This is a genomic window from Thalassobaculum fulvum, from assembly GCF_014652915.1.
In the GTDB taxonomy this organism is placed as follows: Bacteria; Pseudomonadota; Alphaproteobacteria; order Thalassobaculales; family Thalassobaculaceae; genus Thalassobaculum_A; species Thalassobaculum_A fulvum.
The window spans coordinates 266,890-287,132 of sequence record NZ_BMZS01000010.1 but is presented as its reverse complement, the minus strand read 5'-3'; the positions used below and the strand labels follow the sequence as shown (position 1 = coordinate 287,132).

16 protein-coding genes, 2 tRNA genes and 1 pseudogene are annotated in these 20,243 nt (G+C 66.9%); all 19 read right to left on the bottom strand.

Features of this window, described 5'->3' with window-relative positions; genetic code table 11:
- Positions 1-2: 2 nt before the first annotated feature.
- The 19 genes and pseudogenes from IE246_RS21105 to IE246_RS21015 all read right to left on the bottom strand — a co-directional run bounded on the left by IE246_RS21105 (position 3) and on the right by IE246_RS21015 (position 20,242).
- Positions 3-332, bottom strand: coding sequence for a 50S ribosomal protein L23 (locus tag IE246_RS21105; protein ID WP_189993350.1), 330 nt, complete (start codon positions 330-332; stop codon positions 3-5).
- Positions 329-949 (bottom strand): 50S ribosomal protein L4, encoded by a 621-nt coding sequence (gene rplD, locus IE246_RS21100; protein ID WP_189993348.1) that lies wholly within the window; start codon positions 947-949, stop codon positions 329-331. Before rplD ends, IE246_RS21105 begins: the two co-directional genes overlap by 4 nt.
- A 4-nt stretch (positions 950-953) precedes the next feature.
- Positions 954-1,697: a 50S ribosomal protein L3 gene (rplC, locus tag IE246_RS21095; RefSeq protein WP_189993346.1), complete on the bottom strand. Its 744-nt coding sequence runs from the start codon at positions 1,695-1,697 to the stop codon at positions 954-956.
- Between the two features lie 11 nt (positions 1,698-1,708).
- A complete protein-coding gene (gene rpsJ, locus IE246_RS21090; RefSeq protein WP_189993343.1) occupies positions 1,709-2,017 on the bottom strand; it encodes a 30S ribosomal protein S10 in 309 nt (102 codons plus the stop codon).
- A 76-nt stretch (positions 2,018-2,093) separates the two neighbouring features.
- Positions 2,094-3,286, bottom strand: a pseudogene (tuf, locus tag IE246_RS21085) (elongation factor Tu).
- Between the two features lie 70 nt (positions 3,287-3,356).
- Positions 3,357-5,432 carry an elongation factor G gene (gene fusA, locus IE246_RS21080; protein ID WP_189993341.1) on the bottom strand — a complete coding sequence of 692 codons (2,076 nt, stop codon included), beginning with the start codon at positions 5,430-5,432 and terminating at the stop codon, positions 3,357-3,359.
- Between the two features lie 30 nt (positions 5,433-5,462).
- Positions 5,463-5,933, bottom strand: a complete 471-nt coding sequence (gene rpsG, locus IE246_RS21075) for a 30S ribosomal protein S7 (RefSeq protein WP_189993339.1) — start codon at positions 5,931-5,933, stop codon at positions 5,463-5,465.
- 12 nt (positions 5,934-5,945) lie between these two features.
- Positions 5,946-6,317 carry a 30S ribosomal protein S12 gene (gene rpsL / locus IE246_RS21070; RefSeq protein ID WP_007678359.1) on the bottom strand — a complete coding sequence of 124 codons (372 nt, stop codon included), beginning with the start codon at positions 6,315-6,317 and terminating at the stop codon, positions 5,946-5,948.
- Positions 6,318-6,755: 438 nt separating this feature from the next.
- Positions 6,756-10,931 carry a DNA-directed RNA polymerase subunit beta' gene (rpoC, locus tag IE246_RS21065; RefSeq protein WP_189993337.1) on the bottom strand — a complete coding sequence of 1,392 codons (4,176 nt, stop codon included), beginning with the start codon at positions 10,929-10,931 and terminating at the stop codon, positions 6,756-6,758.
- A gap of 118 nt (positions 10,932-11,049) precedes the next feature.
- Complete coding sequence (rpoB, locus tag IE246_RS21060; RefSeq protein ID WP_189993335.1) at positions 11,050-15,231, bottom strand: DNA-directed RNA polymerase subunit beta; 4,182 nt, start codon at positions 15,229-15,231, stop codon at positions 11,050-11,052.
- A gap of 206 nt (positions 15,232-15,437) precedes the next feature.
- Positions 15,438-15,815, bottom strand: a complete 378-nt coding sequence (gene rplL, locus IE246_RS21055) for a 50S ribosomal protein L7/L12 (RefSeq protein WP_189993333.1) — start codon at positions 15,813-15,815, stop codon at positions 15,438-15,440.
- A 54-nt stretch (positions 15,816-15,869) separates the two neighbouring features.
- Positions 15,870-16,382, bottom strand: coding sequence for a 50S ribosomal protein L10 (gene rplJ, locus IE246_RS21050; protein WP_189993331.1), 513 nt, complete (start codon positions 16,380-16,382; stop codon positions 15,870-15,872).
- Positions 16,383-16,675: 293 nt separating this feature from the next.
- Positions 16,676-17,383 carry a 50S ribosomal protein L1 gene (gene rplA / locus IE246_RS21045; RefSeq protein WP_189993328.1) on the bottom strand — a complete coding sequence of 236 codons (708 nt, stop codon included), beginning with the start codon at positions 17,381-17,383 and terminating at the stop codon, positions 16,676-16,678.
- Positions 17,384-17,388: 5 nt separating this feature from the next.
- On the bottom strand, positions 17,389-17,817 hold the full coding sequence (gene rplK / locus IE246_RS21040; protein ID WP_189993326.1) for a 50S ribosomal protein L11: 429 nt from the start codon (positions 17,815-17,817) through the stop codon (positions 17,389-17,391).
- A 92-nt stretch (positions 17,818-17,909) separates the two neighbouring features.
- A complete protein-coding gene (gene nusG, locus IE246_RS21035) occupies positions 17,910-18,440 on the bottom strand; it encodes a transcription termination/antitermination protein NusG (RefSeq protein WP_189993324.1) in 531 nt (176 codons plus the stop codon).
- Between the two features lie 2 nt (positions 18,441-18,442).
- Positions 18,443-18,640: a preprotein translocase subunit SecE gene (gene secE, locus IE246_RS21030; RefSeq protein WP_189993322.1), complete on the bottom strand. Its 198-nt coding sequence runs from the start codon at positions 18,638-18,640 to the stop codon at positions 18,443-18,445.
- Between the two features lie 79 nt (positions 18,641-18,719).
- Positions 18,720-18,795: transfer RNA gene (locus IE246_RS21025), tRNA-Trp, on the bottom strand.
- Between the two features lie 54 nt (positions 18,796-18,849).
- Entirely contained in the window at positions 18,850-20,040 is a 1,191-nt protein-coding gene (tuf, locus tag IE246_RS21020; RefSeq protein ID WP_189993320.1) for an elongation factor Tu, read from the bottom strand.
- A gap of 116 nt (positions 20,041-20,156) precedes the next feature.
- Positions 20,157-20,242 (bottom strand) — tRNA-Tyr (locus IE246_RS21015).
- Between the last annotated feature and the right edge of the window lies 1 nt (position 20,243).

The following is a 20,243-nucleotide window of genomic DNA, read 5'->3' as shown; positions in this document are numbered from 1 at the left end:
CGTCAGACTCCCGCCACCAGGTCGATCGACTGGCCCTCGGCCAGGGTCACGACGGCCTTCTTGTAGTCCGACCGCTTGCCCGGACGGCCGCGGAAGCGCTTGGTCTTGCCCTTGACCAGGATGGTGTTAACCGCCCGGACCTGGACCTCGAACAGACGCTCGACCGCGAGCTTGATCTCCGGCTTGGTCGCGTTCACCGGGACCTCGAAGGTCACCTGGTTGAACTCCGACCCGCGGGTCGACTTCTCGGTGACGATCGGTGCGCGCAGGACCTCGTAGGCCCGCTCCGCGCTCACCGTCGTCGGCTTCGGCTTGTAGGGTCGGATACTCATTTCAGCCGCGCCTCCAGATGCTCCACGGCACCGCGGGTCAGGACCAGCGTGTCGCGCCGCAGGATGTCGTAGACGTTCGCGCCCTGCTGCGGCAGCACGTCCACCTTGGGGATGTTCCGCGCCGCCCGCGCGAAGCCCTCGTTCAGCTCCGGACCGTCGATCACCAGGACCGACTGCCAGCCGAGCTTCGCGAACTTGGCCGCCAGCGCCTTGGTCTTCGCCTCGTCGGTCGAGGCGCTGTCCAGCACGATCAGCTGACCGGCCTTGGCCTTCGCCGACAGCGCATTCTTCAGGCCGAGCTTGCGGAACTTCTTGGTCAGGTCGTGCGCATGGCTGCGCACCACCGGGCCGTGAACGGTCTGGCCGCCGCGGAACTGGGTCGCCCGCATCGAGCCCTGACGCGCCCGGCCGGTGCCCTTCTGCCGGTACGGCTTCTTGGTGGTCCCGCTGATCTCCGAGATGCCCTTGGTCTTGTGGTTACCGGCGCGCCGCTTGGCGAGCTGCCAGTTCACGACCCGGGCCAGGATGTCGCGGCGCGGATCCAGACCGAAGATCGAGTCATCGAGCTCGATCTCGCCGGTCTTCTCCGCCTCGAGGTTGGTGACCTCCAGCTTCATGGCCTCAGTCCTTCTGCTCCGTCTCGCCGGCCGGCTCGGCCGGGGCGTCCTCGACGGACGCGGTCTTCTCGGCGGCGGCCTTGATCGCGGCCGGGAACGGCACACCGTCCGGCAGCTTCGCCTTGACGGCATCCTGCACCAGCACCCAGCCGCCGTCGGATCCCGGCACCGCGCCGCGGACCAGGATCAGGCCGCGCTCGGCGTCGGTCGACACCACAACCAGGTTCTGGGTCGTGACGCGAACGTCGCCCATGTGCCCGGCCATCTTCTTGCCCTTCCAGACGCGGCCCGGGTCCTGGTTGTTACCGGTCGAGCCGTGGCTGCGGTGCGAGAGCGACACGCCGTGGGTGGCGCGCAGGCCGCCGAAGTTGTGGCGCTTCATGGCGCCGGCGAAGCCCTTGCCGATCGAGGTCCCGGTCACGTCGACCTTCTGGCCCGCGATGAAGTGGTCCACCGACAGCTCGGCACCGACGTCCAGCAGGGCGTCCTCGGACACCCGGAACTCCGCCAGCTTGCGCTTTGGCTCGACGCCCGCCTTGGCGAAGTGCCCGCGCATCGGCTTGGTGGTGTGCTTCGGCTTGCGCGCACCCACGCCGAGCTGAACGGCGGTGTAGCCGTCCCTGTCCTTGGTGCGGACCGAAACGACCTGGCAGCCGTCGACCTTAAGCACCGTGACCGGCACATGGTTCCCCTCGTCGGTGAAGACGCGGGTCATGCCGACCTTCTGAGCGATCAGTCCCGAACGCATCGCCGGTCCCCTTAGAGCTTGATCTCGACGTCGACACCGGCAGCCAAGTCGAGCTTCATCAGCGCGTCGACGGTCTGCGGCGTCGGATCGACGATGTCCAGCACCCGCTTGTGGGTGCGGACCTCGAACTGCTCGCGGCTCTTCTTGTCGATGTGCGGACCCCGCAGCACCGTGAACCGCTCGATCCGGGTCGGCAGCGGAATCGGGCCGCGCACGCGGGCTCCGGTACGCTTGGCCGTATTGACGATCTCCCCGGTCGACTGGTCGAGGACCCGGTGATCGAACGCCTTGAGGCGGATGCGGATATTCTGGCTGTCCATCGTCTTCAATCCCACGCCCTCGGAGGAGCGAAAAAGTGCCCCGGCTTGCCTTGCGACCGCCGGGGCCGTTTCATCCTCACTCGATGATCTTGGAGACGACGCCGGCGCCGACGGTGCGGCCGCCTTCGCGGATCGCGAAGCGCAGGCCCTCGTCCATGGCGATCGGCGCGATCAGCTCCACGTCCATCGCGATGTTGTCGCCCGGCATCACCATCTCGGTGCCCTCGGGCAGAGCAACGGTCCCCGTAACGTCCGTCGTCCGGAAGTAGAACTGCGGACGGTAGTTCGTGAAGAACGGCGTGTGACGGCCGCCCTCCTCCTTCGTCAGAATGTAGGCCTCGGCCTTGAACTTGGTGTGCGGCTTGATCGTCCCCGGCTTCGCCAGGACCTGGCCGCGCTCAACGTCCTCGCGCTTGGTCCCGCGCAGAAGAACGCCCACGTTGTCGCCCGCCTCGCCCTGGTCCAGCAGCTTGCGGAACATCTCGACGCCCGTGCAGGTCGTCTTCGTGGTGTCGCGCAGATTCCGACGATCTCGACTTCCTCGCCGACCTTCACCACACCCCGCTCGACGCGGCCGGTCACCACCGTCCCGCGGCCCGAGATCGAGAACACGTCCTCGATCGGCATCAGGAACGGCTGGTCCTTCGGACGGTCCGGCGTCGGGATGTACTCGTCCACCGCCGCCATCAGCTCGAGGATCGCCTTCTTGCCGATCTCCTCGTTGCTGTCCTCCATCGCGGCCAGCGCAGAGCCCTTCACGATCGGAATGTCGTCGCCCGGGAAGTCGTACGACGACAGAAGCTCGCGGATCTCGAGCTCGACCAGCTCGAGAAGCTCCTCGTCGTCCACCTGGTCGACCTTGTTCATGAAAACCACCAGCGCCGGAACGCCGACCTGGCGCGCCAGCAGGATGTGCTCGCGGGTCTGCGGCATCGGGCCGTCCGCCGCCGAGCACACAAGGATCGCCCCGTCCATCTGCGCCGCACCCGTGATCATGTTCTTCACGTAGTCGGCGTGACCCGGGCAGTCCACGTGCGCATAGTGACGGTTCGACGTCTCGTACTCGACGTGCGCCGTCGAGATCGTGATCCCGCGCGCCTTCTCCTCAGGAGCCTTGTCGATCGCGTCGTACGCCATGAACGTCGCGCCGCCGGTCTCCGCCAGAACCTTCGTGATCGCCGCCGTCAGCGTCGTCTTGCCATGGTCCACGTGACCAATCGTGCCGATGTTGCAGTGCGGCTTTGTACGCTCAAACTTTTCCTTGGCCATCCCGATCCGCTCCGTTCGGTAATTGGGGTGACTTGCGTCGCCTGGTTGGTTGATCCGGTGAAGACGGCCGTCAGGCCATCTTCGCCTTGACCTCGTCGGCGACCGCCTGCGGCACCGGCTCGTAGTGATCGAACTGCATGGTGTACTGCGCCCGGCCCTGGCTCATCGAGCGCAGGGTGTTGACGTAGCCGAACATGTTCGCCAGCGGCACCATCGCGTCCACGACCCGTGCGTTGCCGCGCTGGTCCATGCCGCTGACCTGGCCGCGCCGGCTGTTCAGGTCGCCGATGATGTCGCCCATGTACTCGTCCGGCGTCACCACCTCGACCTTCATCATCGGCTCGAGCAGCACCGGGCCGGCCTTCGCCATGCCCTCCTTGAACGCCGCCCGCGAGGCGATCTCGAACGCCAGAACGCTGGAGTCGACGTCGTGGAACGCGCCGTCGGTCAGGGTCGCCTTGAAGTCGATGACCGGGAAGCCGACCATGATGCCGTTGTCGAGGGCCGACTTCAGGCCCTTCTCGACGCCCGGCACGTACTCCTTCGGCACCGAGCCGCCGACCACGGCATTCTCGAACACGAAGCCCGAACCGCGCTCCAGCGGCTCGAAGGTCAGCTTGACGCGGGCGAACTGGCCCGAACCGCCGGTCTGCTTCTTGTGGGTGTAGTCGATCTCGGCCTTGCGAGTGATCGACTCGCGGTACGCCACCTGCGGCGCGCCCACATTGGCCTCGACCTTGAACTCGCGGCGCATGCGGTCGACGATGATCTCGAGGTGGAGCTCGCCCATCCCCTTGATCACGGTCTGGCCGCTCTCGTTGTCGGTCGACACCCGGAACGACGGGTCCTCGGCCGCGAGGCGGCTGAGCGCGATACCCATCTTCTCCTGGTCGCTCTTGGTCTTCGGCTCGACCGCGACCTCGATGACCGGATCCGGGAACTCCATGCGCTCCAGGATCACCGGCTTAAGCGGGTCGCACAGGGTGTCGCCGGTCGTGGTGTTCTTCAGCCCGGCGATCGCGACGATGTCGCCGGCGCGGGCTTCCTTGACGTCTTCCCGGCTGTTGGCATGCATCAGCAGCATGCGGCCGACGCGCTCGCGCTGGTCCTTCACGGTGTTCATCACCGAGCTGCCGGTCTCCAGCACGCCGGAGTAGACGCGCACGAAGGTCAGCGAGCCGACGAACGGATCGTTCATGATCTTGAACGCCAGCGCCGAGAACGGCTCGGCATCGTCGGTCTTGCGGACCACCGGGGTCTCGCCGTCGGTCAGCACGCCGCGCACGTTTGCGACGTCGGTCGGCGACGGCAGGTAGTCGACGACGGCGTCCAGCAGCGGCTGCACGCCCTTGTTCTTGAACGCCGAGCCCAGCAGCACCGGCACGAACGCCTCGGCGATCGCGCCCTTGCGGATGCACGCCTTGAGGACCTCGACGGACGGCTCCTCGCCCTCCAGGTAGGCCTCCATCGCGGCGTCGTCCTGCTCGACCGCCAGCTCGACCAGGGTCTTGCGGTACTCGGCGGCCTGCTCGGCGAGATCGGCCGGGATGGCCTCGTACTCGAACTGCGCGCCGAGCGACTCGTCGAGCCAGCGGATCGCCCGCATCTCGACCAGGTCCACCAGGCCCACGAAGTCGGCCTCGGTGCCGATCGGCAGCTGGGTGACCAGCGGGGTGGCGCCCAGGCGATCGACCATCATGTCGACGCAGCGGAAGAAGTCGGCGCCGATCCGGTCCATCTTGTTGACGAAGCAGATCCGCGGGACGTGGTACTTGTCGGCCTGCCGCCACACGGTCTCGGACTGCGGCTCGACGCCGGCGACCGAGTCGAACACCGCGACCGCACCGTCGAGCACGCGCAGCGACCGCTCGACCTCGATGGTGAAGTCGACGTGGCCCGGGGTGTCGATGATGTTGATGCGATGGTCGCGCCAGAAGCACGTGGTCGCAGCGGACGTGATCGTGATGCCACGCTCCTGCTCCTGCTCCATCCAGTCCATGGTGGCGTTGCCGTCATGGACCTCGCCGATCTTGTAGGACCGGCCGGTGTAGAACAGAACACGCTCGGTGGTCGTCGTCTTGCCGGCATCGATGTGGGCCATGATGCCGATGTTGCGATACATATCGAGCGGATGAGTGCGGGGCATGGCTCGCGTCCTTGTCGCTTGCGCTTGCGGTTACCAGCGGTAGTGCGAGAACGCCTTGTTGGCGTCCGCCATCCGGTGGGTATCCTCGCGTTTCTTCACGGCGGTGCCGCGGTTGTTGGCGGCGTCGACCAGCTCGCCCGACAGCCGCTCGGTCATAGTCTTCTCCGAGCGCTTGCGCGCGGCGTCGATCAGCCAGCGGATGGCCAGCGCCTGCGCCCGCTCCGGACGAACCTCGACCGGCACCTGGTAGGTCGCGCCGCCGACCCGCCGCGAACGCACCTCGAGGTGCGGCCGCACGTTGCCCAGCGCATCGTGGAACAGCCGGATCGGCTCGCCGCCGGTCCGCTTGGCGATGCGATCGAACGCCCCGTAGACGATGCCCTCGGCGACCGAGCGCTTGCCGTCGTACATGAGGCAGCTCATGAACTTGGAGACGACCTCGTCCCCGAACTTGGCGTCCGGAAGAACCGGGCGCTTCTCCGCACGATGCCGACGCGACATGCGAGGCCCTCCTTACTTCGGCCGCTTGGCGCCGTACTTCGAACGGCGCTGGCGGCGGTCCTTGACGCCCTGGGTGTCGAGGGTGCCGCGAATGATGTGATAGCGAACGCCCGGAAGGTCCTTAACGCGGCCGCCCCGGATCATGACGACCGAGTGCTCCTGCAGGTTATGGCCTTCGCCGGGGATGTAGCTGATGACCTCGAACCCGTTGGTGAGGCGCACGCGCGCCACCTTGCGAAGCGCCGAGTTCGGCTTCTTCGGCGTGGTCGTATAGACGCGGGTGCACACACCCCGCTTCTGCGGACACGCCTGCAGCGCCGGAACCTTGTTGCGCTTCACCGGCACCTTACGGCCGTGGTTGATCAACTGGTTGATCGTCGGCATCCGTCGATCCTTCTCGACCAAAAACGCGCGAACTCGCCACCAGCCGGGTCGTAGACCCGTGGCAAGCCCGCTCACCAGACCGGCCTCCGCGGCGCGAAGGCCCTCGATTTGTTTTCGTACCTTGCTGTCGGTTCTGTGTCTGAATGCCCGGGCGCGCTAGAAAGGGCGCCGCGGGGTTCACCACCAGCCCCGATTTAAGGTTCGCGGATACTATGGAGGCGGACCTGCCGGGTCAAGCGGAGATTCCGGAAAATTTCAGGGTTTCCGCAACACTCGGGAATCGCTCACGAACGACAGTTCGTGTCTGCGCCGGCCGCATGAAGGCAACAATCGGTCGGACCGCGCCTACGCTTCCCCAGAACGGACACGGCCCCCCGCCGCATCGCGCGGTGGGGGGCCGTATGCCCTTCGGTTCGGCCGGCAGCCCGGCCGACTCGCCTACTCGGCGGCCGTGACTTCCGACTCGGCCTCGAGCTGCGGCGTCGACTCGTCTTCCGGCTGCGGCGGGTTGAGCGCCCGATCCCTCTCGGCCGCGATGCGGCGCAGGCGGTTCATCACGCTGCCGGTGCCGGCCGGGATCAGGCGGCCGACGATGACGTTCTCCTTGAGGCCCTCGAGCCCGTCGACCTTGCCGGACACCGCCGCCTCGGTGAGCACGCGGGTGGTCTCCTGGAACGAGGCCGCCGAGATGAACGACTTGGTCTGCAGCGAGGCCTTGGTGATGCCCTGGAGCACCGGCTTGGCCTGGGCCGGACGCAGGTTCTCGGCGAGTGCCTTCTCGTTGGCCTCGTCGAACTCGTCCCGGTCCACCGTCTCGCCGATCAGCAGGGTGGTGTCGCCGGCGTCGATGACCTCCACCTTCTGCAGCATCTGGCGGACGATCACCTCGATGTGCTTGTCGTTGATCTTCACGCCCTGCAGCCGATAGACCTCCTGGATCTCGTAGATCAGGTAGTCGGCCAGCGCCTCGACGCCCATGATGTTCAGGATGTCGTGCGGCACCCGGGCGCCGTCCATCAGAAGGTCGCCCTTCTGGACGTAGTCGCCCTCGTGCACCGCCAGGTGCTTGCCCTTCGGGATCATGTACTCGACCGGCTCGGCACCCTCCTCGGTCGGGTTCACGATCACCCGGCGCTTGGTCTTGTAGTCCTTGCCGAACTCGACCCGGCCCTCGGACTCGCTGATGATCGCGAAGTCCTTCGGGCGCCGGGCCTCGAACAGCTCGGCCACGCGCGGCAGACCGCCGGTGATGTCGCGGGTCTTCGACGACTCGCGCGGGATACGCGCCAGCACGTCGCCCGCCTTCACCACCGCCCCGTTCTCGACCGACAGGATGGCGTCGACCGACATGAAGTAGCGGGCCTCGAGGCCGTTGGCGAGCTGGACGACCTCGCCGGCCGCATCACGCAGGGTGATGCGCGGCTTCAGGTCGTTGCCCCGCGGCTGCTGCTTCCAGTCGACCACGACGCGCGATGCGATACCGGTCGCCTCGTCGGTGACTTCGCGCATCGAGATGCCGTCGACCAGGTCGACGTAGTGCGCGATGCCCTCCTTCTCGGTGAGGATCGGGATGGTGTACGGGTCCCACTCGGCCATGCGCTGGCCGGCCTCGACCTTCGCGCCGTCATCGACCAGCAGCTTGGCGCCGTACGGCACGCGGTGCCGCGCCCGTTCCCGGCCCTGCTCGTCGGCCAACACCAGCTCGGTGTTCCGGCTCATCACCACCATCACGCCGTCGGAGTTCGTGACGACGTTGCGGTTCTGGACCTGGATCGTTGCGCCCAGCGAAGCCTCGATCGAGGACTGCTCGGCACCGCGCTGCGCGGCCCCGCCGATGTGGAAGGTCCGCATGGTCAGCTGGGTGCCGGGCTCGCCGATCGACTGCGCGGCGATGACGCCGACCGCCTCGCCGGCGTTGACCGGCGTGCCGCGAGCGAGGTCACGCCCGTAGCAGGCCGCACACACGCCGTTCTTGGTCTCGCAGGTCAGCACCGAGCGGATGCGCACCGCGTCGATGCCGGCCCGTTCGACCAGCTCGACCATCGCCTCGTCGATGATGTCCCCGGCCGAGACGATCTTCTCGCCCGACAGCGGGTCCAGCACGTCGTCGCACGAGGTCCGACCCAGGATCCGGTCGCCGAGCGGCTCGATCACCTCGCCGCCGTCGACCACCGCCCGCGCCGTCAGGCCACGCTCGGTGCCGCAGTCCCGCTCGTTGATGATGCAGTCCTGCGCCACGTCGACCAGACGGCGGGTCAGGTAGCCGGAGTTCGCGGTCTTCAGGGCGGTGTCGGCCAGGCCCTTACGGGCGCCGTGGGTCGAGTTGAAGTACTCGAGCACGGTCAGGCCTTCCTTGAAGTTCGAGATGATCGGCGTCTCGATGATCTCGCCCGACGGCTTGGCCATCAGGCCGCGCATGCCGGCGAGCTGCTTGATCTGGGCGGCCGAACCACGGGCACCGGAGTGCGCCATCATCCAGACCGAGTTGATCTGCTTGCCGGGCTCGTCCTTGGCGATGACGCCCATCATCTCCTCGGCGACCTGGTCGGTGCAGCGCGACCAGACGTCGACCACCTTGTTGTACTTCTCGCCCTGGGTGATCAGGCCGTCGAGGTACTGCTGCTCGAACTCCTTGACCTGCTCGTTGGCCTCGTCGACCAGGCCCTGCTTGGCCGACGGGATGACCAGGTCGTCCTTGCCGAACGAGATGCCGGCGCGGCAGGCGTGGCCGAAACCCAGCGCCATGACCCGGTCGGCGAAGATCACCGTCTCCTTCTGACCGCAGTGGCGGTAGACGAGATCGATGACGTTCGAGACCTCCTTCTTGGTCATCAGCTTGTTGATGTGCTCGAAGCGCATCAGCGGGTTGTCCGGCAGCAGCTCGAACAGCTTCAGGCGGCCCGGGGTGGTGTCGACCCGCTTGGTGACCTTCTCGCCGTTCTCGTCGTAGGTCGTGATCCGCGCCTTCACCTTGGTGTGCAGGGTGACGGCCTTGGTGGTGATCGCGTGATCGACCTCGGCCGGATCGGCGAACACCATGCCCTCGCCGGGCATGCCGTCACGCTCCATGGTGAGGTAGTACAGGCCCAGAATGATGTCCTGCGACGGCACGATGATCGGCTTGCCGTTGGCCGGGCTCAGGATGTTGTTGGTCGACATCATGAGCACGCGGGCCTCGAGCTGGGCCTCCAGCGACAGCGGCACGTGCACCGCCATCTGGTCGCCGTCGAAGTCGGCGTTGAACGCGGTGCAGACCAGCGGGTGCAGCTGGATCGCCTTGCCCTCGATCAGCTTCGGCTCGAACGCCTGGATGCCGAGGCGGTGCAGGGTCGGGGCGCGGTTCAGCAGGACCGGGTGCTCGCGGATCACCTCCTCGAGGATGTCCCAGACCTCCGGCCGCTCCTTCTCGACCATGCGCTTGGCGGCCTTGATGGTGCTGGCCATGCCGTACAACTCGAGCCGCGAGTAGATGAACGGCTTGAACAGCTCCAGCGCCATCTTCTTCGGCAGGCCGCACTGGTGCAGCTTCAGGTCCGGGCCGACCACGATGACCGACCGGCCGGAATAGTCGACGCGCTTGCCGAGCAGGTTCTGGCGGAACCGGCCCTGCTTGCCCTTCAGCATGTCGCTGAGCGACTTCAGCGGCCGCTTGTTGGCGCCGGTGATGACCCGGCCGCGGCGGCCGTTGTCGAACAGCGCGTCGACCGCCTCCTGCAGCATGCGCTTCTCGTTGCGCACGATGATGTCCGGCGCGCGCAGCTCGATCAGCCGCTTCAGGCGGTTGTTGCGGTTGATGACGCGGCGGTACAGGTCGTTCAGGTCCGAGGTCGCGAACCGGCCGCCGTCCAGCGGCACCAGCGGGCGCAGCTCGGGCGGAATCACCGGCACCACGTCGAGGATCATCCACTCCGGACGCGAGCCGGACTCCTGGAACGCCTCGATGATCTTCAGCCGCTTGACCAGCTTCTTGCGCTTGGCCTCGGAGCCGGTCTCGCGCAGCTCGTCGCGGACCTTGATCTTCTCCTCGTCCAGGTCGAGCTTGCCCAGCATGTCCTTGAGGGCCTCGGCGCCGATCAGCGCGACGAACGCGTCCTCGCCGTACTCGTCCTGGGCGTTGTAGTACTCCTCCTCGCTGAGGAGCTGCTTCTCCTTCAGCGGCGAGAGCAGCGGGTCGGTGACCACGAAGTTCTCGAAGTACAGGACCCGCTCCAGGTCCTTCAGGGTCATGTCGAGCAGCAGGCCGATCCGGCTCGGCAGCGACTTCAGGAACCAGATGTGCGCGACCGGCGACGCCAGCTCGATGTGACCCATGCGCTCGCGCCGGACCTTCGAGAGCGTGACCTCGACGCCGCACTTCTCACAGATGATGCCGCGGTACTTCATGCGCTTGTACTTGCCGCACAAGCACTCGTAATCCTTGATCGGACCGAAGATGCGGGCGCAGAACAGGCCGTCCCGCTCCGGCTTGAAGGTCCGGTAGTTGATGGTCTCCGGCTTCTTGATCTCGCCGTACGACCAGGAGCGGATCCGCTCCGGCGACGCGATCGCGATCTGGATACTGTCGAAGCTCTGAGGCCCGGTCGGCTGGCCGAAGATGTTCACCAACTCGTTCATCGAAGCACTCCTCGCGCCTAGGCGCCGTTGCGGGTCCTGGGATGGCTCCCAGGACCCATATCGGTCGTGGCGACCGACGATTACACCCCGGGGTTCGTCAGACGATCAACCGGGGGCGTCAGTACTCCTCCTGGTTCAGCTCGACGTTGAGGCCGAGCGAACGCAGCTCCTTGACCAGCACGTTGAACGACTCGGGGATGCCGGCCTCGAAGTTGTCGTCGCCGCGGACGATCGCCTCGTAGACCTTGGTCCGGCCGGAAACGTCGTCCGACTTCACCGTCAGCATCTCCTGGAGGGTGTACGCGGCACCGTACGCCTCGAGCGCCCAGACCTCCATCTCGCCGAAGCGCTGACCGCCGAACTGCGCCTTGCCGCCCAGCGGCTGCTGGGTGACCAGGCTGTACGGGCCGATCGACCGGGCGTGGATCTTGTCGTCCACCAAGTGGTGCAGCTTCAGCATGTAGATGTAGCCGACGGTGACCTGGCGGTCGAACTGCTCGCCGGTCCTGCCGTCCCACAGGTCGACCTGGCCCGAGGAGTTCAGGCCGGCCCGCTCCAGCATGCCGACGATGTCCTCCTCGCGGGCGCCGTCGAACACCGGGGTGGCCATCGGCACGCCGCGGGTCAGGTTCTTCGCCAGCTCGACCACCTCGCCGTCGCCGAGCGGCTTGACCCGCTCGTCGTACTGCCGGCCGGCGTAGATGTCCTGCAGCTTGCCGCGCAGGTCGTCGGCCTTCGGCTGGTCGCCCATCGACTCCAGCATGTGGCGGATCTGCCGGCCGAGACCGGCGGCCGCCCAGCCGAGGTGGGTCTCCAGGATCTGGCCGACGTTCATGCGCGACGGCACGCCCAGCGGGTTCAGGACGATGTCCACCGCGGTCCCGTCGTCCAGGTACGGCATGTCCTCGATCGGGTTGATCTTGGAGATGACGCCCTTGTTGCCGTGACGGCCGGCCATCTTGTCGCCCGGCTGCAGCTTGCGCTTCACCGCGACGAACACCTTGACCATCTTCATGACGCCCGGCGGCAGCTCGTCGCCGCGCTGCAGCTTCTCGACCTTGTTCTCGAAGCGGGCCTTGAGCATGTCGATCGAGCGGTCGAAGTGTTCCTTCAGCCCTTCCAGGTAGCTCATCAGCTTGTCGTCATCGACGGCGAACTGGCGCCACTGGCCCGGGGTGAACTGGGCGAACACCTCCGGCGTCAGGGCGGTCCCGGCCTTGAAGCCCTTCGGCCCCGCGGACGCGGTCTTGCCCATCAGCAGTTCCTTGAGGCGGTCGAAGAAGCCGCGCTCGAGGATCGCGCGCTCGTCGTCGCGGTCCTTGGCCAGCCGCTCGATTTCGGCCCGCTCGATCGCCTGGGAGCGCTCGTCCTTGTCGACGCCGCGGCGCGAGAACACCCGCACCTCGACGATCGTGCCGGTCACGCCCGGCGGAACGCGCAGCGAGGTGTCGCGGACGTCCGAGGCCTTCTCGCCGAAGATCGCCCGGAGCAGCTTCTCTTCCGGCGTCATCGGCGACTCGCCCTTCGGCGTCACCTTGCCGACCAGGATGTCGCCCGGGTTGACCTCGGCGCCGATGTAGACGATGCCCGCCTCGTCGAGGTTCTTCAGAGCCTCTTCGCCGACGTTCGGGATGTCGCGGGTGATCTCCTCCTGACCCAGCTTGGTGTCGCGGGCCATGATCTCGAATTCCTCGATGTGGATCGAGGTGAACACGTCGTCGCGGACGATGCGCTCGGAGATCAGGATCGAGTCCTCGAAATTGTAGCCGTTCCACGGCATGAACGCGACCAGCACGTTCCGGCCGAGGGCGAGCTCGCCGAGGTCGGTCGACGGGCCGTCGCCGATGATGTCGCCACGCGCCACCTGGTCGCCCACCTTCACCAGCGGCCGCTGGGTGATGCAGGTGTTCTGGTTGGAGCGCTGGAACTTCAGCAGACGGTAGATGTCGACGTTCGAGCCGGCGCCCTCCAGGTCCTCGTTGGCCCGGATCACGATGCGCTGGGCGTCGACCTGGTCGACCACGCCGGACCGGCGGGCGACGATGGTCACGCCGGAGTCGCGGGCGACCGTACCCTCCATGCCGGTGCCGACGTACGGCGCCTCCGCCTGCAGCAGCGGCACCGCCTGCCGCTGCATGTTCGAGCCCATCAGCGCGCGGTTGGCGTCGTCGTTCTCGAGGAACGGGATCAGCGCCGCGGCGACCGACACCAGCTGCTTCGGCGAGACGTCGATCAGGTCGATGTCCTCCGGGCGCGCCAGACCGAAGTCGCCGCGCTTCCGCACCGGCACCAGCTCCTCGACGAAGCGTCCCTCGGCGTCGACCGGGGCGTTCGCCTGGGCGACCGTGTAGCGGCCCTCCTCCATCGCCGAGATGTAGCGGACGTCGTCGGTCACCTTGCCGTCGGTGACCTTCCGGTACGGCGTCTCGATGAATCCGTACTGGTTGACGCGGGCGTAGGTCGCCAGCGAGTTGATCAGGCCGATGTTCGGGCCTTCGGGGGTCTCGATCGGGCAGATCCGGCCGTAGTGGGTCGGGTGCACGTCGCGGACCTCGAAGCCGGCCCGCTCACGGGTCAGACCGCCCGGGCCGAGGGCCGACAGGCGCCGCTTGTGGGTGATCTCGGACAGCGGGTTGGTCTGGTCCATGAACTGCGAGAGCTGCGACGATCCGAAGAACTCGCGCACCGCCGCCGCCGCCGGCTTGGCGTTGATCAGGTCGTGCGGCATCACGGTGTCGATCTCGACCGAGCTCATGCGCTCGCGGATCGCCCGCTCCATCCGCAGCAGGCCGACGCGGTACTGGTTCTCCATGAGCTCGCCGACCGACCGGACCCGGCGGTTGCCGAGATGGTCGATGTCGTCGATCTCGCCCTTGCCGTCCTTCAGCTCCATCAGGACCTTCAGGATCGCCAGGATGTCGTCCTTGCGCAGGACCCGGAGCTGGTCGTCGGTCTCCAGGCCGAGGCGGGCGTTCATCTTGACCCGGCCGACGGCCGACAGGTCGTAGCGCTCGGAATCGAAGAACAGGCCATCGAACAGCGCCTCGGCGGTCTCCAGGGTCGGCGGCTCGCCCGGGCGCATCACCCGGTAGATGTCGACCAGCGCCTCCTCACGGGTGGCGTTCTTGTCGAGCGCCAGGGTGTTGCGCATGTAGGCGCCGATGTTCATGTGGTCGATCGCCAGGACCGGCATCACGGTGATGCTGGCGCCGCCGATCTTCGCCAGCAGGTCGGGCGTGATCTCCTCGCCGGCGTCGCAGTGCACCAGACCGGTCGACTCGTCGATCAGGTCGGCACCGACATAGGCGCCGATCAGCTCCTCGTCCGGCACCCACATGTCCTTGAGGCCGGCCTCGATCAGCTTGCGCGACGTGCGCGGGGTGATCTTGTCGCCGGCCTTGGCCACGACCTCGCCGGTGTCGGCGTCGATCAGGTCGCGCACCAGCTTGGCGCCGCGCATCCGGTCGGCGTCGAACGGGGTCCGCCAGCCCTCGCCCTCGCGGGTGTAGGTCACGGTGCCGTAGAAGTTCGACAGGATCTCCTCGGCGCTCATGCCGACCACGCGATCGCGCTGCGGCTCCTCGCCGGTGCGGTGGCACTCGCGCAGGTACTCGATCGACGAGTCCGACATCAGGGCCAGCAGCAGCGTGGTCGCCGGCAGCTTACGACGACGGTCGATACGGACGTAGACGTTGTCCTTGGAGTCGAACTCGAAATCCAGCCACGAGCCGCGGTACGGGATGACCCGGGCGGCGAACAGGTACTTGCCCGAGCTGTGGGTCTTGCCCTTGTCGTGGTCGAAGAACACGCCCGGCGAGCGGTGCATCTGCGAGACGATGACGCGCTCGGTGCCGTTGATCACGAAGGTGCCGTGGGCCGTCATGAGCGGCATGTCGCCCATGTAGACGTCCTGCTCCTTGATGTCGCGGATCGACTTGGAGCCGGTCTCCTCGTCGACGTCCCAGACCACCAGGCGCAGGGTGACCTTCAGCGGCGCCGCGAAGGTCAGGCCGCGCTGCTGGCACTCCTCGACGTCGTACTTGGGCTCCTCGAGCTCGTAGCCGACGAACTCCAGCATCGCGCGTTCGGAGAAGTCGCGGATCGGGAACACCGACTTGAAGACCTCCTGGAGGCCCACGTCGGCGCGCTTCTCCGGTGCCACGCCCATCTGCAGGAAGGCGTCGTAGGAGCTCTTCTGAACCTCGATGAGGTTCGGCATCGGCGCCACTTCGGCGATCCGACCGAAGCTCTTGCGGACTCGCTTGCGACCGGTGAAGGACCCGACTGCGGAAACTGCCATGATATGACCTCGTCGACCTCGCGGGTGACCCGTGGAGCCTCAGATGGCTCCGACGGTTTGGTGGGAGACGCCCCTGCGGGCGGCCCCCGCCTCGGCAAGACGCCCGACCTGCGGACCGGCGTCTTGCTGAGACGGGAAAAGGGCGCGGGAGCGGCCGTGCCTCGGCACGCCGCTCCCCGCCCCGATCATCGTGCAGACGGTCAAGCTCACTTGAGCTCGACGGTCGCCCCAGCCTCTTCGAGCTGCTTCTTGATCTTGTCGGCCTCGTCCTTGGAAGCGCCTTCCTTGACCGGCTTCGGCGCGCCCTCGACCAGGTCCTTGGCCTCCTTCAGGCCGAGACCGGTGATCGCACGGACCTCCTTGATCACGTTGATCTTCTTCTCGCCGGCCGACGCCAGGATGACGTCGAACTCGGTCTTCTCCTCGGCCGCCGGAGCAGCCTCGCCGGCCGCCGGCATCGCCGCCATGGCGACCGGAGCGGCCGCGGAGACGCCCCACTTCTCCTCGAGCATCTTGGAGAGCTCGGCGGCCTCCAGGACGGTCAGGTTGGAAAGCTCGTCGACGAGCTTCGCGAGATCAGCCATTTCTACCTACTCCTAAGGGTTGGTACTTCCGAAGACAGAGCGGATCGACCGCCTTCACTCCGCCTGCTCGCCGCGCGCCGCAAAGATCCGGGCGAGACCGCCGGCCGGTGCCGAAAGCACACCGACCATGCGGGACGCCGGAGCCTGCAGCAGGCCGACCAGCTTGGCACGCGATTCGTCCAGCGACGGGGTCTTGGCCAGGGCCTTGACCTCGTCCGGGCTGAGCGCCCGCTCGCCAAGCCCACCACCGACGATGGTGAGCTTGTCGTTGGCATTGGCGAACTCCACGATCACCTTGGCCGCCGCCACCGGATCGACCGACGTCGTCACGGACGTCGGGCCGGTGAAGCGATCGGCCAGGTTCTCGTACGGCGTGCCCTGCAGAGCGAGACGGGCGAGCCGATTCTTGGTGACCTTGTAGCCGGCTCCCGCCTTCCGGACCTTCGAACGCAGGTTCTCCACCTCGGCGACCGTCAGACCCGTCTGATGGGTGATGACGACGACCTCGGAGGCCTGGAAGGTCTGGCGAAGGGAGTCGACGAGGTCGGCCTTCTGAGCTCGGTTCACCTCTGTTCTCCGCCACTTGGACCGGTCGTCTTCGGGCGGTTCGCCCTGGACGCACGGTCCGGTTTGCAGGTGGACCCGTCGGATCGCCCGGCGGGTCCGCTCGTTCGCCTGTCCCAGAAGTCCAACCGCTCCCGGCTTTCGCCGAAATCAGTTGGCGCTCCCGTCTGTACGGGCGGATTTTAAGGCTCGGTGGTCCGTCGACCGTGAGCCGCCCGTAGTCTCGGACAGGTCGACCCGGGCCTCGACCCGGGTCTCACGCCGACGGCCGGTCACCCGGCCGCCGGTGTTCAGCCTCAGGCCGCCGGAGCGGTCCCGAGATTCGCGGTGTCGACCTTGACGCCCGGCCCCATGGTCGAGCTGACCGACACGCGCTTGATGTAGGTGCCCTTGGCGCCGGTCGGCTTCGCCTTCTGGATGGCGTCGACGAACGCCGCGGCGTTCGCGAGCAGCGCCTCCTCGGAGAAGCTGGCCTTGCCGATGCCGGCGTGCACGAGGCCCGCCTTCTCGGCCCGGAACTCGACCTGGCCGGCCTTGCTGGCGGCCACCGCCTCGGCGACGTTGGCGGTCACCGTGCCGAGCTTCGGGTTCGGCATCAGGCCGCGCGGGCCCAGGATCTTACCGAGCCGGCCGACCACGCCCATCATGTCCGGGGTCGCGATCACCCGGTCGAAGTCGATCTGGCCGTTCTGGACCTGCTCCATGAGGTCCTCGGCCCCGACCACGTCGGCCCCGGCGGCGCGCGCCTCCTCGGCCTTCGCGTCCTTCGCGAACACCGCCACCCGGACGGTCTTGCCGGTGCCGTGCGGCAGCGACACGACGCCGCGGACCATCTGGTCGGAGTGCCGCGGATCGACGCCCAGGTTCATGGCGATCTCGACGGTCTCGTCGAACTTCGCCGACGCCTTCGACTTCACCAGCTTGATGGCCTCGGCCATCGCGTAGGTGCTGTTGCGGTCGATGCCGGTGTACGCGCCGGCCAGACGCTTGCCCTTCTTCGCCATCGTCGTCACTCCACCACTTCGATGCCCATGGACCGGGCCGAGCCCTTGATCATCTCCATCGCGCCGGCGAGGTCGACCGCGTTCAGGTCGGGCATCTTCGCCTCGGCGATCTCCTTGACCTGGGCCATGGTGACCTTGCCGACGGTGTTGCGGCTCGGGGTCGCGGTGCCCTTGGCCACGCCGGACGCCTTCTTGAGGAAGTACGCAACCGGCGGGGTCTTGGTGATGAAGGTGAAGGTACGGTCGCCGTAGGCGGTGATCACCACCGGCACCGGCATGCCCTTCTCCATGTTCCCGGTCGCTGCGTTGAAGGCCTTGCAGAACTCCATGATGTTGAGTCCGCGTTGGCCCAGCGCCGGACCGACCGGCGGGGACGGGTTCGCCGCCCCGGCCGGGATCTCCAGCTTGATGTAGCCGACGATCTTCTTAGCCATCGTGTCTTCGCCTTTCTGTCATCGGGCCGTGGTGCGGCGCCCCAGGGCTTCGGGGCAACCTCCCACAACCCGCATTACGAGCCGGAACCGGCTCAGACCTTCTCGACCTGGGTGAACTCCAGGTCGACCGGGGTCGATCGACCAAAGATCGACACCGCAACCTTCAGGCGCGCCTTCTCCTCGTCCACGTCCTCGACGTAGCCGTTGAAGGTCGCGAACGGGCCGTCCGCGACCCGCACCTGCTCGCCGATCTCGAAGGTGATGGACGGCTTCGGCCGGTCCACGCCCTCGGAGACCTGCTTGATGATCCGCGAAGCCTCGGCCTCGGTGATCGGGGTCGGCTTGCCCTTGCCGCCCAGGAATCCGGTGACCTTCGGCTGGCTCTGCACCAGGTGCCAGGTCTGGTCCGTCAGCTGCATCTTCACCAGGATGTAGCCGGGGAAGAACTTCCGCTCGGCGTTCACCTTGGTGCCGCGGCGCATCTCCACGACCTCCTCGGTCGGCACCAGGACCTCCTCGATGAGGTCCTCCATGCCCTGGGCGGCCGCCTGCTCGCGGATCGTCGTCGCCACCTTCTTCTCGAAGCCCGAATAGACGTGGACCACGTACCAGCGCATCGCCACTGTCAGCCTCCGAGTCCGAGGACCTGCTGCACGCCCCACGACAGGCCCAGGTCCACCACAAAGAAAAAGATCGAGGCCAGGAACACCATGATGAATACCATCAGGGTGGCCGTAGCCGTGTCCTTCCGGGATGCCCACGTCACGCGCGACACTTCCTGCCGCACTTGGCGCACGAACTGCGCGGGGCTCACCTTCGCCATCGACTTTCCCATTCCGACGCCCGAACGCGGGCGGCGCCCACCGGTTTCCCGGCGGCGCCCCCGCGCCCATCCGATACATTGGCAGGAGTGGAGGGGCTCGAACCCCCAACCCCCGGTTTTGGAGACCGGTGCTCTACCAGTTGAGCTACACTCCTGTAAACGCCCGTCGGATCCGGCCCGGACCCGATGGGCGCCTTATTCTCCCGACCTCACTCGATGATCTTGGAGACGACGCCGGCGCCGACGGTGCGGCCGCCTTCGCGGATCGCGAAGCGCAGGCCCTCGTCCATGGCGATCGGCGCGATCAGCTCCACGTCCATCGCGATGTTGTCGCCCGGCATCACCATCTCGGTGCCCTCGGGCAGAGCAACGGTCCCCGTAACGTCCGTCGTCCGGAAGTAGAACTGCGGACGGTAGTTCGTGAAGAACGGCGTGTGACGGCCGCCCTCCTCCTTCGTCAGAATGTAGGCCTCGGCCTTGAACTTGGTGTGCGGCTTGATCGTCCCCGGCTTCGCCAGGACCTGGCCGCGCTCAACGTCCTCGCGCTTGGTCCCGCGCAGAAGAACGCCCACGTTGTCGCCCGCCTCGCCCTGGTCCAGCAGCTTGCGGAACATCTCGACGCCCGTGCAGGTCGTCTTCGTGGTGTCGCGCAGACCGACGATCTCGACTTCCTCGCCGACCTTCACCACACCCCGCTCGACGCGGCCGGTCACCACCGTCCCGCGGCCCGAGATCGAGAACACGTCCTCGATCGGCATCAGGAACGGCTGGTCCTTCGGACGGTCCGGCGTCGGGATGTACTCGTCCACCGCCGCCATCAGCTCGAGGATCGCCTTCTTGCCGATCTCCTCGTTGCTGTCCTCCATCGCGGCCAGCGCAGAGCCCTTCACGATCGGAATGTCGTCGCCCGGGAAGTCGTACGACGACAGAAGCTCGCGGATCTCGAGCTCGACCAGCTCGAGAAGCTCCTCGTCGTCCACCTGGTCGACCTTGTTCATGAAAACCACCAGCGCCGGAACGCCGACCTGGCGCGCCAGCAGGATGTGCTCGCGGGTCTGCGGCATCGGGCCGTCCGCCGCCGAGCACACAAGGATCGCCCCGTCCATCTGCGCCGCACCCGTGATCATGTTCTTCACGTAGTCGGCGTGACCCGGGCAGTCCACGTGCGCATAGTGACGGTTCGACGTCTCGTACTCGACGTGCGCCGTCGAGATCGTGATCCCGCGCGCCTTCTCCTCAGGAGCCTTGTCGATCGCGTCGTACGCCATGAACGTCGCGCCGCCGGTCTCCGCCAGAACCTTCGTGATCGCCGCCGTCAGCGTCGTCTTGCCATGGTCCACGTGACCAATCGTGCCGATGTTGCAGTGCGGCTTTGTACGCTCAAACTTTTCCTTGGCCATCGCTCGTCGCTTTCCGTCGGCTTCCAGTTGCGGCGCCGTTGGGCGCCCGATCGAGGGTTTCTACAGTCTCCGCTCCTCAGGGTCCGCCGGCGCTGGGCCGCCGATCCATCGGAAGTTGGTGGTGGGGGTAGGATTCGAACCTACGTACGCATACGCGGGCAGATTTACAGTCTGCTGCCTTTAACCACTCGGCCACCCCACCG